The organism is Pseudomonas wenzhouensis (genome assembly GCF_021029445.1).
GTDB classification, from domain to species: domain Bacteria; phylum Pseudomonadota; class Gammaproteobacteria; order Pseudomonadales; family Pseudomonadaceae; genus Aquipseudomonas; species Aquipseudomonas wenzhouensis.
The window spans coordinates 1,122,371-1,135,636 of sequence record NZ_CP072610.1; the positions used below are offsets into that span (position 1 = coordinate 1,122,371).

Here is a 13,266-nt window from a genome sequence, read left to right on the forward strand (position 1 = left end):
AGCTTCTGCGCTGTGAGCTTATTTGTTAAGTTTGTTTTTCTTAGCGATTGATCAGGTAAGTAAATCAATGACCGTCAAGCAGCTACGCGCCTTTCTCGCCGTGGCGCAAAGCCTGAGCTTCGCCCAGGCCTGCGAGCGCCTGCACCTGTCGCAGCCGGCGCTGAGCCTGGCGATCAAGAATCTGGAGCAATCGCTCGGCGGTCAGTTGCTGGTACGCACCACCCGCAGCGTGGCGCTGACGCCCGAGGGCGAAACGTTGCTGCCGATAGCCATGCGCCTGCTGGCCGACTGGGACAACGCCGAGGATCTGCTGCGCCAGCACTTCACCCTGCAGATGGGTAAGGTGGCGGTGGCGGCCATGCCGTCGTTTGCCGGCAACCGCCTGCCGGCGGCACTGCGTGCGTTTCGCGACGCCTATCCACGGGTCAACGTGGCGGTGCATGACGTGATCAACGAACAGGTGATGGAGATGGTGCGCGACGGTCGCGTCGAACTCGGCATCGCCTTCGAGCCGGGGACCCTCGATGGGCTGCAGTTCACCCCGTTGTACGAGGATCGTTTCGTCGCCGTGGTGCCAGCTGAAAGTCCGCTGGCCAGGCAAGCATCGTTGACTTGGACGCAGTTGCTGGAGCAGCCCTTCATCACCCTGCAACGCCCCTCGGCGCTGCGCCTGCTGCTGGAAGACAGCGTGATCGCTCGTCACGGCAAGCTGCCGGTGGCGTTCGAGAGTCACCAGTTGGTCACGGTTGGGCGCATGGTTGCCGAAGGCCTGGGCGTCAGCGCCGTGCCACAACTGTGTCGGCAGCAGATGGAGGAATTGGGCGCCCGCTGCCTGCCATTGCGGGAGCCGCAGGTGACGCGGCGTGTCGGCCTGCTGCACCTGGCTGGACATCAGTTGTCCAGCGCGGCGCAGGCCTTGAGTGAGGTGCTGTTGCGCCAGGCTGAGCCCCGTTAGGGCGGGAGAGAACCGCCACCTGCATTGCGGACGTCAGCGCTTTGCCAGCCCCGCCGCTCTGGCGCGCGCCGCGTGCAGTTTCTTGTAGCTGTCGATCAGGCGCAGGTGCTTGTCCAGCCCTTCCAGTTTCATGCTGGTCGGCGTCAGGCCATGGAAGCGCACGCTGCCATCTACCGAGCCGATTACCGCGTCCATGCGCTCGTTGCCGAACATGCGGCGCAGGTTGGGCTCATAGTTGGCCAGCTCCAGCTCGTCGTCCAGCTGGATCTCCAGCACGGCGTTGACCGCCTGGTAGAACAGGCCGCGTTCGACGGTGTTGTCGTTGTATTGCAGGAAGGCCTCGACCAGTTCCTTGGCGTCGTCGTATTTCTTCAGCGCCAGGTTGATCAGCAGTTTCAGTTCGAGGATGGTCAGTTGGCCCCAGACCGTGTTGTCGTCGAACTCGATGCCGATCAGCGTGGTGATGTCGGTGTAGTCGTCGACCTCGGCGTTGTTGAGGTTACGCAGCAGCGATTTGAGCTCGCGGTCGCTCAGGGCATGCAGGTTGAGGATGTCCTTGCGAAACAGCAGCGCCTTGTTGGTGTTGTCCCAGATCAGATCCTCGACCGGGTAGATCTCCGAGTAGCCGGGCACGAGGATGCGACAGGCGTTGGCGCCGAGGTCGTCGTAGGTGGCGACGTAGACCTCCTTGCCCATGTCCTCGAGGATGCCGAACAGGGTCGCGGCTTCCTGTTCATTGGAATCTGCACCCTGGCCGGAGAAGTCCCACTCGACGAATTCGAAGTCCGGCGTGGCGCTGAAGAAGCGCCACGACACCACGCCGCTGGAGTCGACGAAGTGCTCGACGAAGTTGTTCGGCTCGGTCAGCGCCAGGCTGTCGAAGGTCGGCTGCGGCAGGTCATTCAGGCCCTCGAAGCTGCGGCCCTGCAGCAGTTCGGTGAGGCTACGCTCCAGCGCCACCTCCAGGCTCGGGTGGGCGCCGAAGGAGGCGAACACGCCGCCGGTGCGCGGGTTCATCAGGGTCACGCACATCACCGGGAATTCGCCGCCGAGGGACGCATCTTTCACCAGCACCGGGAAGCCTTGCTCTTCCAGGCCCTTAATGCCCGCGACGATGCCCGGGTACTTGGCCAGAACCTCCTGCGGTACATCCGGCAGGCACAGCTCGCCTTCGAGTATCTCGCGCTTCACCGCCCGCTCGAAGATCTCCGACAGGCACTGCACCTGGGCCTCGGCCAGGGTATTGCCGGCGCTCATGCCGTTGGACAGGTACAGGTTCTCGATCAGGTTGGACGGGAAGTACACCGTCTCGCCATCGCTGCGGCGCACGAAGGGCAGCGAGCAGATGCCGCGCAGGGTGTTGCCCGAGTTGGTGTCGTACAGGTGTGAGCCGCGCAGCTCGCCATCCGGGTTGTAGATGGCCAGGCAATGCGCGTCGAGGATCTCCTCGGGCAGCGCATCCTTCGGCCCTGGCTTGAACCAGCGCTCGTTGGGGTAATGGACGAACTCGGCAGCGGCGATGTCCTCGCCCCAAAACTGGTCGTTGTAGAAGAAGTTGCAGTTCAGTCGCTCGATGAATTCGCCGAGGGCCGAAGCCAGGGCACTTTCCTTGGCCGATCCCTTGCCGTTGGTGAAGCACAGGTTCGACTGCGCGTCGCGGATATGCAGCGACCAGACGTTGGGCACGATATTGCGCCATGAGGCGATTTCGATCTTCATCCCGAGATCGGCGAGGATGCCCGACATGTTGGCGATGGTCTGCTCCAGCGGCAGGTCCTTGCCTGGAATGTAGGTGGTGGTGTCACTCACCGGCATCAGCAGCGCCTGAGCATCGGCGTCGAGGTTTTCCACCTCCTCGATGATGAACTCGGGGCCTTGCTGTACCACCTTCTTCACCGTGCAGCGGTCGATGGAGCGCAGGATGCCCTGGCGATCCTTTTCGGAAATGTCCGCCGGCAGCTCGACCTGGATCTTGAAGATCTGCGCGTAGCGGTTTTCCGGGTCGACGATGTTGTTCTGCGACAGGCGGATGTTCTCGGTGGGAATGTCGCGCGTCTGACAGTACAGCTTGACGAAGTAGGCCGCGCACAGGGCCGAGGAGGCCAGGAAATAGTCGAACGGCCCCGGCGCCGAGCCGTCGCCCTTGTAGCGGATCGGCTGATCGGCGATCACCGTGAAGTCATCGAACTTGGCTTCGAGGCGAAGGTTGTCGAGAAAGTTGACCTTGATTTCCATGGGGCAGTACCAGCGAGCGAAACAAAATGGCCGCCATTATCCGGGTTTTCGCCGGTCTGTCTTGCTCGCTGGTTGCGGATGAAAGCGCGTCGGACCGGCGGCGAGTGCGACGCCGGCCCGAGCAATGACTCAGCTTTCGAGTTCGGCGGTGTTACTGGTGCCAATGGAGGTGTAGCTCGGCCATTGCCGCAGCAGGGTTTCGACGAACTGTTCGGCTGCCGGCGACAGCGAAGAGCCACGGCGGCGTACCAGGTCCAGGGTACGGCTGATTACCGGGTCGACCAGCGGCCGGCTGACCAGAATCGGGTGATCCTCGGCCGGCATCGCCAGGCTGGGCAGGGCGGCGATGCCCAGGCCGGCCTCGACCATGCCGAGTGAGGTCGACAGGTGCTGCACCTCGTAGAACCAGCTCGGGCGCCAGTCGAGATGGGCCAGGCCGTGATCGAGCAGCACGCGGTTGCCACTGAGGCGGCCGACGCCGATCAGGCGGTAGTCGCTCAGCTCGCGCCAGGCCACTTCCGGCTGCTTGGCCAGGGGATGATCACGCCGGCAGGCGAGCACGAAGGGCTCGTTGACCAGCGGGGTGAAGTCGATTTCCGCGCTCTGTCCGCTCTGCATGTTGATGCCGAAATCCGCTTCGCCGCGAATCACTGCCTCCAGCCCCTCATGGGCGCTGAGGTCGAGGATGCGGATGCGGATCTTCGGGTACTGCAGGTTGAAGGCGCGGATCACCGTCGGCAGAAAGTAGAAGGCCGCCGTCGGGACGCAGGCGAGGGTGACCTGGCCGGACTGGCGCTCGGCCAGTTCGCGGATGCCGAGGATCGAGCGCTCGAAGTCGTCCAGCAGACGCTGTGCCTTGGGCAGAAAATCCCGGCCCACCGCCGTCAGGCTGACGCGGCGTGTGGTGCGGTCCAGCAACTGGATACCGAGGCTCTCTTCCAGCTTCTGCATGCGTCGGGTCAGTGCCGGCTGCGACAGATGGATGGCGTTGGCGGCCTCGTGAAAGTTGCCGAACTCAGCGATTTTCACGAAAGCGCGGATGTCTTGCAGTTCGTAATTCATGCGCTTTGGTTATCAGTCGTGTGTATTTTTGTTTGAAAGTTACCAATGAACCCTAGTCTTTCCGTTTCCAGCTGGCAAGTAGGGAAATACGAGCGTGCATTAATGCGAATAATGGAATAAATATCGAAATATATGCATTTTACAGAATAAATATTGGCTCCGCATAATCGACGCAAAGCAACAATCATCAGTTTTATTGCGTTGGAGGCATCATGCGGACGGTACCTTGTGTACTCATGCGAGGCGGTACTTCGAAAGGGCCGGTTTTCCTGGCCAATCACCTGCCCACTGACCCGCAACAGCGTGACGAGGTATTGCTCAGACTGATGGGCTCGGGCCACGAGCTGGAAATCGACGGCATCGGTGGCGGCAGCCCGCAGACCAGCAAGGTGGCGATCGTCAGTCGCTCGCCGCATCCGGACGCCGATGTCGACTACCTGTTCGTGCAGGTCATGGTCACCCAGCGCCGCGTCGATACCGCACCCAACTGCGGCAACATGCTCTGCGCCATCGGCCCTTTCGCCATCGAGCATGGCCTGGTCAATGCCAGCTCGCCGATGACCCGTGTGCGCATTCGCAACCTCAACACCAACACCTTCGTCGACTCCGACGTGATGACCCCTAACGGCCGCGTGCGCTACGACGGTGACACGGCCATCGACGGCGTACCTGGCACTGCCGCGCCGATCAAGCTGACCTTCCTCAACGCCGCTGGTGCCAAGACCGGTCGCCTGCTGCCCACCGGCCGCATGCGTGACGAGTTCGATGGCGTCGCCGCCACCTGTATCGACATGGCCATGCCCATGGTGCTGATGCATGCCGAGGCGTTGGGCAAGACCGGCTACGAGTCGCCTGCAGAACTGGATGCCGACAGTGCGTTTCTCCAGCGCCTGGAACGCATCCGTCTGCAGGCCGGCTTGGCCATGGGCCTCGGCGACGTGTCGCAGATGGTCATTCCCAAGCCGGTACTGCTGGCGCCTGCACGCCACGGCGGCACGCTGAGCGTGCGCTATTTCATGCCGCATACCTGCCACCGCTCGGTCGCCGCCACCGGCGCCATCGGCCTGGCCACCGCCTGCGCGCTGCCCGGCAGCGTCGCCCATGACGTCGCGCCCATCGAAGGCGAGGCGCTGGTACGCCTGGAGCATCCGGGCGGTCAGATCGAGGTTTCCCTGCAGCCTGCCGCAGATGGCAACCCCGACAACCTGCGTGCCTCGCTGGTGCGCACGGCCCGTCGCCTGTTTTCGGGCGAGGTATACGTCCCCACCCTGAGGCGCACGGGCAGCTGACTTCGTTCCACTACAACCACACCCCCAGGGCCAATCAGAATGACAAGAACAAAATCCCTCAGTTGCTCCATCGCCGGTCTGACGGTCATGGCACTGCCTGCAGTCAATGCCAACGCTGCCGGTTTCATCGAGGACAGCAAAGCCAGCCTGGAGCTGCGCAACTTCTACCTCAATCGTGACTTTCGCGAGGATCCAGGGCAGAACAAGCGCGAAGAATGGGCCCAGGGCTTCATCCTCAACCTGGAGTCTGGCTACACCCAGGGCACCGTGGGTTTTGGTGTCGACGCCATCGGCATGCTGGGTCTGAAACTGGACTCTTCGAAAGATCGTATCGGTACTGATCTGTTACCGAGCGATAGCAAGAATCGCCCCGAGGACGACTACAGCAAGCTGGGCGTGACCGGCAAGGTGCGTTTTGCCGAGAGCCAGTTGCGTGTGGGTACGCTGCTGCCGAAGATGCCTTACCTGCAGTACAGCAACGCGCGTCTGCTGCCGCAGGTGTTCGAGGGTTGGCAGGTGCAGAGCAAGAACCTTGAGCGCGCCACCTTCACCCTGGGCGAGATCGACCGTGTGGTGCAGCGCAGCGTGTCCGGCTCCGAGAAGCTGGCCCTGAACAACAAGAACGGCCGATTCGGCCGTAGCCCCGAAAGCGACGAGCTGCGCTTCGCGGGCGTCGATTACGCGATCAACCCGCAGTTGCTCGCCAGCTATCACTATGCCGAGCTGAGCGATGTCTATCGCCAGCATTTCCTCGGCCTGCAACATACCCTGGCGCTGGGGCCTGGCAAGCTGAAAAGCGATTTGCGTTACTTCAACAACAGCGAGGCCGGAAAGGAGCTGGTTGGCGATATCGACAACCGGGTGATCAACGGCATGTTCACCTACAGCGTCGCTGGCCATGCTCTGGGCCTGGCTTACCAGAAGATGCTTGGTGAAGATGGCTTCACCTATGTGGACGGTGCTACGCCTTACCTGACCAACTTCCTGCAGATCAACGATTTCGCCGGTCCCGACCAGCGCTCCTGGCAACTGCGCTACGACTTCGACTTCGCCAAGGTCGGCATCCCCGGCCTGACCTTCATGACCCGCTATGTGCGCGGCGATCAGGTCGATCTGGCGAGCGTTGAGGGCCGTGAGTGGGAGCGCAACACCGATATCGCCTACGCCTTCAGCGATGGCCCGTTGAAGAATCTCAAGGTGACCTGGAGAAACGCCACCTACCGCTCGAGCTTCGTCCGTGATCTGGACGAGAATCGCCTGATCCTGAGTTACATCGTGCCGCTCTGGTAATGCATCGGCTGTACATACAAGACCAATAAGAGGAACCCATCATGATCACCTGCTCCCTCCGCCGCATTCTGCCGCTGTCCCTCGCCGTATTGCTTGCCAGTGGCTCGGTAATGGCTGGCGAACCCTCCCGTCCGGAGTGCATCGCCCCGAGCAAACCAGGCGGCGGCTTCGACCTGACCTGCAAGCTGGCCCAGGCCGGTTTCAAGGATGAAGGCCTGCTCAAGGCACCCATGCGCGTCACCTACATGCCTGGCGGCATCGGCGCCGTGGCCTACAACTCCATCGCCGCTAACCGCCGTGCAGAGTCCGGCACCCTGGTGGCCTTCTCTGGCGCCTCGCTGCTGAACCTGGCGTTGGGCAAATACGGTCGCTTCGACGAGACCGCAGTGAAGTGGCTGGCTACCGTTGGCAACGATTACGGCACCTTGGCAGTACGTGACGACTCGCCTTACAAGAATCTCGACGATGTGGTGCAGGCGCTGAAGCAAGACCCGAAAAGCATCGTGGTCGGCGGCGGCGGCAGTGTCGGCGGTCAGGGCTGGGTGAAGATCGCGTTGCTGGCGCGTGCTGCAGGTATCGATCCCAGTGAGCTGCGTTACGCGGCATTCGAGGGAGGGGCCGAGCACTACATGGCGCTGATGGGCGGCCATGTGGATCTGGTCACCGGCAGTGCCAGCGAGATCCGTGCGCAGCAGGGCAACAAGATCCGCACCCTGGCGATCTTCAGCGAGGAGCGCCTGGGGGGCGATCTGGCTTCGATCCCCACCGCTCGTGAGCAGGGTTACGAAATCCAGTGGCCACTGATTCGCGGTTACTTCCTCGGCCCTGAAGTCAAAGAGGAAGACGTCGCCTGGTGGCGTGAGCGTTTCGCCAAACTCACGGCCTCCAGCGACTTTCAGGCCTACCTGGCCGATCGTGATGTACTGCCTTACTACGTGACAGGGCCGGAACTGGATGCACTGGTCAAGAGCCAGGTTGCCGAGTACCGCAAGCTGGGGCACGAGTTCGGCCTGGTCGAGTAACAGGTTCCCATGCGCCGTCACTGACGGCGCAGCGTTCTGGAGCACATCAACATGCATGACCGTATCTTTGCGGGGATAACCCTGCTGCTCTGCTGCATCCTGGGTTTTTTCGCCTGGGGTTACAGCGCCCCGTTTTCCTACGAGCCGGTAGGGCCAAAATCCTTCCCGCTTCTGCTTTTGCTGCTGATCGCTTTCGGCTGCGTGCAGCTGCTGCTCAAGCCTGCTGGTGCCTTACAGAGCGATGAGCCACCCCTGAATCGTCAGGTGATGGTCAAGGCACTGGTGTTTCTGAGCCTGATGCTCGGCTACGCCATGCTTTTCGAAACCGTCGGATTCGTCCTCGCCAGCGTACTGTTCGGCATTGGCATGGCGCGTCTGTATGGCGGTAGCGGGTTGCAGAGCCTGCTCAGCGGCGTGGTGTTGGCGTTAGGCCTCTACCTGTTGTTCGACAAAGCCCTCGATGTCCCCCTGCCACTCGGCATCCTCGCCGCGCTGGAGAATTAATCATGGATACCCTCAGCTACCTCGGTCAGGGCTTCGGCGTCGCCCTGAGCCCCTACAACCTGCTTACCGCCCTGTGCGGCACCCTGATTGGCACCGTCGTTGGCCTGCTGCCGGGGCTGGGCCCGATCAACGGCGTGGCCTTGCTGATTCCGGTTGCCTTCGCCCTGGGCCTGCCGCCGGAAACTGCATTGATCCTGCTGGCGGCGGTATACCTGGGCTGCGAATACGGCGGCCGTATTTCCTCGATCCTGCTGAACATTCCGGGCGAAGCCTCCGCCGTGATGACCACCCTCGATGGCTACCCGCTGGCCCGTCAAGGGCAGGCCGGTGTTGCACTGTCCCTGTCGGCCTGGAGTTCGTTCATCGGTGGCCTGATCGCTACGGTGGGTGTCGTGCTGTTCGCTCCGTTACTGGCCAAGTGGGCGGTGGCGTTCGGCCCCGCCGAATATTTCGTGCTGATGGTCTTCGCCATCACCTGCCTGGCCGGGATGGCCGGCAACAAACCCCTGAAAACCGCTATCGCGGCGCTGATCGGCCTGCTGCTGTCGTGCGTGGGCATCGACGCCAACAGTGGCGTGTATCGCTTCACCTTCGGCAGCCTGGGTCTGGCCGATGGCATCCAGTTCGTGGTGCTGGTGCTGGGGCTGTTCTCGGTCAGCGAACTGCTGGTGCTGCTCGAGCGTACTCATCACGGCCAGAAGGCGATCAAAGCCAGTGGACGCATGCTGTTCAACATGAAGGAAGGCGGCTTCGTGCTCGCCACCAACCTGCGCAGCGGTGTGGTCGGCTTCGTCCTCGGCGTACTGCCGGGTGCCGGGGCGACGCTGGCCAGCGCGGTGTCGTACATGAGCGAGAAGCGCCTTGCGGTGAAGGACAACAAGTTCGGCAATGGCGACCTGCGCGGTCTGGCCGCACCGGAAACCGCCAACAGCGCCGCTGCTTGCGGCTCCATGGTACCGATGCTGACCCTCGGCGTACCGGGTTCGGGCACCACGGCGGTGATGCTCGGCGCTCTGACGCTGTACAACATCACCCCGGGCCCGCTGCTGTTCCAGAACCAGCCGGATATCGTCTGGGGCCTGATCGCCTCGCTGTTCGTCGCCAATATCATGCTGATCATCATGAACGTGCCGATGATCAAGGTCTTCACCAAGGTGCTGGCCGTGCCTTATTGGGCGCTGGTGCCGGCGGTGGCGATCATTACTGCCATCGGCGTGTATGCGGTGCATGCGACCACCTTCGACCTGTACCTGATGATCGCCATCGGCATTTTCGGCTACGTCCTGCGCAAGCTGGATTTCCCGCTTTCGGCGATCCTGCTCGGCTTTATCCTCGGCGGCATGATGGAGCAGAATCTGCGTCGCGCGCTGTCCCTGTCCAGCGGCGATCTCGGTATTCTGTACGCCAGCCCGATCACCTGGGTGGTCTGGGGCCTGGTGGCGGTGATGATCGTGCTGCCGTTCTGGCGCGCCTGGCGTGCGCGTCGTCAGCAGGGCCCCGTCGCCAGCGAGGCCTGATTCGGAGACTTGGCATGCGTATCGTGATACCGGATGACTATCAGCGCGTCGTGCAACAGCTCGATTGCTTCGGGCTGCTGGAGGGTTTCGATGTTCGCCTGTATCACGATGCCGTCAGCGACCCGGATGTACTGGCTGAGCGCTTCGCCGATGCCGACGCGCTGGTGCTGACTCGCGAGCGCACACGTATCGACGCCGCGTTGCTGGCACGCTTGCCCAACCTGAAGCTGATCAGCCAGACCGGGCGAGCCGGCCCGCATCTCGATCTGCAGGCTTGCCGCGAGCGTGGCGTGACCGTCGCCGAGGGTACCGGCTCACCCATCGCAGCAGCCGAGCTGACCTGGGCGCTCATACTCAATGCCCGGCGCCAGCTGCGCGAAGCCATGAACGGCCTGTATGCCGGGCACTGGCAGGTCAACCTGGGCCAGCGTCTGTATGGTCAGACGCTGGGCATCTGGGGTTACGGCAAGATCGGCCAGCGCTTGGCACGTTATGCACGCGCGTTCGACATGCATGTGCTGGTATGGGGCAGCGAGGCCTCGCGCCAGGCGGCCATCGTCGATGGCTACGAAGCCGCGCCGACGCGCGAAGCTTTCTTCGAACAGGCCGATATTCTCACTCTGCACCTGCGTCTGGTGCCCGCCACGCGGCATTGCGTAAGCGCCGCCGATCTGGCGCGGATGAAGCCTGACGCCCTGCTGGTCAACACCAGCCGCGCCGAACTGATCGCCCCCGGAGCGCTGCCCGAAGCGCTGGAGCTTGGCCGTCCTGGCCAGGCCGCGCTGGACGTGTTCGAGCAGGAGCCGATCCTGCAGGCCGACCATCTGCTGCTGACCCACCCGAAAATCCTCTGCACCCCGCATCTGGGCTACGTCGAAAAGCACAGCTACGAAGCCTACTTCGGCGAGGCCTTCGCCAATGTCAGGGCGTTTGCGCAAGGATAATGTTCGACCACTGGAATAAGGAGCATCAGCGCAGCTGGTTGTTCTCTTGAGTACGACGGAGCAATTTCTACTGTGTCTGCAGTGTGCTTTTCGAGCGAAGCAGCGATTGAGAGGCAGGCCTGCGCCAGGGTATTTCGGTAGCATCGCACCTGGGTTCAGAAATGGAGATAGGGATGCACGCATCCGAGCGGCTGAAGGGGATCGATGTCTTTGTTGCCGTCGCTGATTGTGGCAGCTTCAGCGCTGCGGCCGAGCGCCTCAATCTCACTGGCTCTGCGGTCAGCAAAAGCGTGGCACGGCTGGAGGAGCGGTTGGGGGCGCGGCTGTTCAATCGCACCACCCGCTCGCTGGCGCTCACCGATGCCGGAGTGTTGTTCTACAAGAGCTGCACATCGGTTCTGGCTGAGCTCGAAGAGGTCGAGCATGCGCTGCTCAGCCAGGAGCACGAGCCCCATGGCAAGGTACGCATAGACCTGCCGGCCTCTTACGGTCGCCTCCATGTGCTGCCGTTGATCATGGATTTTGTTCGCCTGCACCCCATGCTCCAGCCGCATATCTCGTTCACTGATCGGTTCATCGATCCTGTCTACGAGAACATCGATATCGTCGTTCGCATCGGTGGCCCGGATACCTGGCCGGCCAATCTGGGTCATGAGTATTTTGGCGCGCAGCGTCTGATCTTCTGCGCCTCACCGGACTATGTACGGCGCTGTGGCTATCCAGAAAACCAGGGTGAGCTGGATAACCACCAGTGCATCGGTTACTTGCAGAGCGACGGTTTGGTCACCCCCTGGTTCTTCAGGGGCGCGCGTCCGGGAGAGATGGAGCGCCGCGCGGTACAACCGCGAATTGCGCTGGGAGATGGTGAGGGGGCGGTGACAGCGGTGCTGGCAGGGCACGGTATTGGGCAGTTACCGACCTGGCTCACGCAGCGCCACATCGAGCAGGGCACGCTCGTCGAAGTGCTGCCTGACCTGGCAACGGATGGTTTGCCCATGCATCTGATCTGGCTGAAAAGCCGCGAGAACATACCTAAGGTCAGAGCCCTGCTGGACTATCTGCGCCCCCGGCTTACAGCCCATGGCAGGTTAATCGAGGCAGATAGGGCGGCGCGCTGATTACGCGAACCATGTTCTGCATTGATCACAGCCTACGCCTTCAGCTCACTGTTGCCGCCGGGGCGCCAGCTTATGTGCCAGCGGCACCAGCATCAGAGCCATGACCGCGATAGCCGCCGCCGCATAGCCAAGATACTCGCTCCCCAGATTGGCAATGGTCATGCCGCCGACAATGGCACCAATACCGATGCCGGCATTCGCCGCTGATACGTTGGTGGTGCCCGCCAGTGCCTTGGAATGCGATACCGAACTCATGACCCGGACCTGGCTGACCGGATAAAGAGCGGTATTGGCAATGCCCCACAGGCCCAGCGCAGCACAGAACATCAGACCCACATGCGCGAACGGGACAATGGCAACCATGCCAATCGCCAACAGAAGCAGAAAGAGTACGCTGGCCTTGATCGGGGATCTATCGATCGCCTTGCCGCCAATCCAGTTGCCGATCAGGCCGACTGCGCCGAATGCCATCAGCCACCATCCGATATGTTCCGGGGGCACACCTGCCACGCGCTCCAGGATATCGGCGAGGTAGGTGTAGGCAGTGAACATGGCACTGAACACGACGATGGAAAGCAGCACGTTCGAAAGGAAATAGGGCTCCTTGAAAATCTTCGCCTGCTGTAGAAAGTCCACCTTGGCGGTGCGGGAAACGGCAGGCATGAACGCCAGGATTGCCAACGACATGATCAGCGACAAGCCCGCGAGCAGCCAGAATGCGCCCCTCCAGCCAAGTGCATTGGACACCAGGGTGCCCAGCGGAATGCCGAGCAGCATCGCGGCAGAAATACCCAGATAGACGTTGGCGATTGCCTGGCCCGCTTTTTCGGGGCCGGCCAGTTGCCCGGCGGTTTCACTGGCTGTACCCCAGAACACGGGCAGCGCCAGCGCAGGTATCAGGCGTGCGACAGCGAGAAGCCAAAAGCTCTCCGATACCGCAGCAAGGGCATTTGATGCAGCGAAAATCAGAAGGATGACTACGAACAGCTTCTTCCGATCAAGATGAGAAAGCATTGCTGTCAGCGGTGGTCCGAAAAACATCACCGTGAAGGCAAACAGAGTCACCAGTTGGCCTGCCATCGAGATGGAAATGTCCAGATCTCGGGCAAGAGCAGGCAGGAGGCCGACGATCAGAAACTCCGTAGTGACGATGAGAAAGGCGGAAAACGCCAGGATGGCGATGCTAAGACCAGCGCCTCGTTGTGAGCCGACAGATTGAGAGGCTGATTCATATACAGACATGGGCGCAGCTCCGATAAAAAACGGCTGCGAGTCTATTGGTTATTTATGTTCTTATTTTTGTCATTTGTTCACTTTATTTGTGAATGAA

At 61.8% G+C, this 13,266-nt stretch carries 11 protein-coding genes; 8 read left to right on the forward strand and 3 right to left on the reverse strand.

Annotation, left to right across the window (positions count from 1 at the left end):
* Nucleotides 1-67: 67 nt before the first annotated feature.
* Entirely contained in the window at nt 68-955 is an 888-nt protein-coding gene (locus J7655_RS05115; protein ID WP_230926853.1) for a LysR family transcriptional regulator, read from the forward strand.
* 33 nt (nt 956-988) lie between these two features.
* Here J7655_RS05115 and J7655_RS05120 read toward each other — a convergent pair whose 3' ends face one another.
* On the reverse strand, nt 989-3,190 hold the full coding sequence (locus tag J7655_RS05120; RefSeq protein WP_230926854.1) for an OsmC domain/YcaO domain-containing protein: 2,202 nt from the start codon (nt 3,188-3,190) through the stop codon (nt 989-991).
* 129 nt (nt 3,191-3,319) lie between these two features.
* Nucleotides 3,320-4,252, reverse strand: coding sequence for a LysR family transcriptional regulator (locus J7655_RS05125; protein ID WP_230926855.1), 933 nt, complete (start codon nt 4,250-4,252; stop codon nt 3,320-3,322).
* 212 nt (nt 4,253-4,464) lie between these two features.
* Here J7655_RS05125 and J7655_RS05130 point away from each other — a divergent pair, with 212 nt between their 5' ends.
* The 7 genes from J7655_RS05130 to J7655_RS05160 all read left to right on the forward strand — a co-directional run bounded on the left by J7655_RS05130 (nt 4,465) and on the right by J7655_RS05160 (nt 11,936).
* The gene (locus J7655_RS05130) at nt 4,465-5,541 is read left to right on the forward strand and encodes a 4-oxalomesaconate tautomerase (protein ID WP_230926856.1); all 1,077 of its coding nucleotides are present in this window, start codon (nt 4,465-4,467) and stop codon (nt 5,539-5,541) included.
* Nucleotides 5,542-5,580: 39 nt separating this feature from the next.
* A complete protein-coding gene (locus J7655_RS05135; protein WP_230926857.1) occupies nt 5,581-6,831 on the forward strand; it encodes an OprD family porin in 1,251 nt (416 codons plus the stop codon).
* A 41-nt stretch (nt 6,832-6,872) separates the two neighbouring features.
* Complete coding sequence (locus J7655_RS05140; protein ID WP_230926858.1) at nt 6,873-7,853, forward strand: Bug family tripartite tricarboxylate transporter substrate binding protein; 981 nt, start codon at nt 6,873-6,875, stop codon at nt 7,851-7,853.
* A gap of 51 nt (nt 7,854-7,904) precedes the next feature.
* A complete protein-coding gene (locus J7655_RS05145) occupies nt 7,905-8,357 on the forward strand; it encodes a tripartite tricarboxylate transporter TctB family protein (protein ID WP_230926859.1) in 453 nt (150 codons plus the stop codon).
* 2 nt (nt 8,358-8,359) lie between these two features.
* Entirely contained in the window at nt 8,360-9,874 is a 1,515-nt protein-coding gene (locus J7655_RS05150; protein ID WP_230926860.1) for a tripartite tricarboxylate transporter permease, read from the forward strand.
* A 14-nt stretch (nt 9,875-9,888) separates the two neighbouring features.
* Complete coding sequence (locus J7655_RS05155) at nt 9,889-10,818, forward strand: D-2-hydroxyacid dehydrogenase family protein (protein ID WP_230926861.1); 930 nt, start codon at nt 9,889-9,891, stop codon at nt 10,816-10,818.
* Between the two features lie 173 nt (nt 10,819-10,991).
* Entirely contained in the window at nt 10,992-11,936 is a 945-nt protein-coding gene (locus tag J7655_RS05160; protein ID WP_230926862.1) for a LysR family transcriptional regulator, read from the forward strand.
* A 45-nt stretch (nt 11,937-11,981) separates the two neighbouring features.
* Here the strand turns inward: J7655_RS05160 and J7655_RS05165 are convergent, their stop codons facing one another.
* Nucleotides 11,982-13,178, reverse strand: a complete 1,197-nt coding sequence (locus J7655_RS05165; RefSeq protein ID WP_230926863.1) for an MFS transporter — start codon at nt 13,176-13,178, stop codon at nt 11,982-11,984.
* Between the last annotated feature and the right edge of the window lie 88 nt (nt 13,179-13,266).

Excerpts from the sequence above, each read along its gene's own strand:
- J7655_RS05160 (WP_230926862.1), top strand. The coding sequence starts at position 10,992 with ATGCACGCATCCGAGCGGCTGAAGGGGATCGATGTCTTTGTTGCCGTC.
- J7655_RS05145 (WP_230926859.1), top strand. The coding sequence starts at position 7,905 with ATGCATGACCGTATCTTTGCGGGGATAACCCTGCTGCTCTGCTGCATC.
- J7655_RS05120 (WP_230926854.1), bottom strand. The coding sequence starts at position 3,190 with ATGGAAATCAAGGTCAACTTTCTCGACAACCTTCGCCTCGAAGCCAAG.
- J7655_RS05135 (WP_230926857.1), top strand. The coding sequence starts at position 5,581 with ATGACAAGAACAAAATCCCTCAGTTGCTCCATCGCCGGTCTGACGGTC.
- J7655_RS05140 (WP_230926858.1), top strand. The coding sequence starts at position 6,873 with ATGATCACCTGCTCCCTCCGCCGCATTCTGCCGCTGTCCCTCGCCGTA.
- J7655_RS05115 (WP_230926853.1), top strand. The coding sequence starts at position 68 with ATGACCGTCAAGCAGCTACGCGCCTTTCTCGCCGTGGCGCAAAGCCTG.
- J7655_RS05130 (WP_230926856.1), top strand. The coding sequence starts at position 4,465 with ATGCGGACGGTACCTTGTGTACTCATGCGAGGCGGTACTTCGAAAGGG.
- J7655_RS05155 (WP_230926861.1), top strand. The coding sequence starts at position 9,889 with ATGCGTATCGTGATACCGGATGACTATCAGCGCGTCGTGCAACAGCTC.
- J7655_RS05165 (WP_230926863.1), bottom strand. The coding sequence starts at position 13,178 with ATGTCTGTATATGAATCAGCCTCTCAATCTGTCGGCTCACAACGAGGC.
- J7655_RS05150 (WP_230926860.1), top strand. The coding sequence starts at position 8,360 with ATGGATACCCTCAGCTACCTCGGTCAGGGCTTCGGCGTCGCCCTGAGC.
- J7655_RS05125 (WP_230926855.1), bottom strand. The coding sequence starts at position 4,252 with ATGAATTACGAACTGCAAGACATCCGCGCTTTCGTGAAAATCGCTGAG.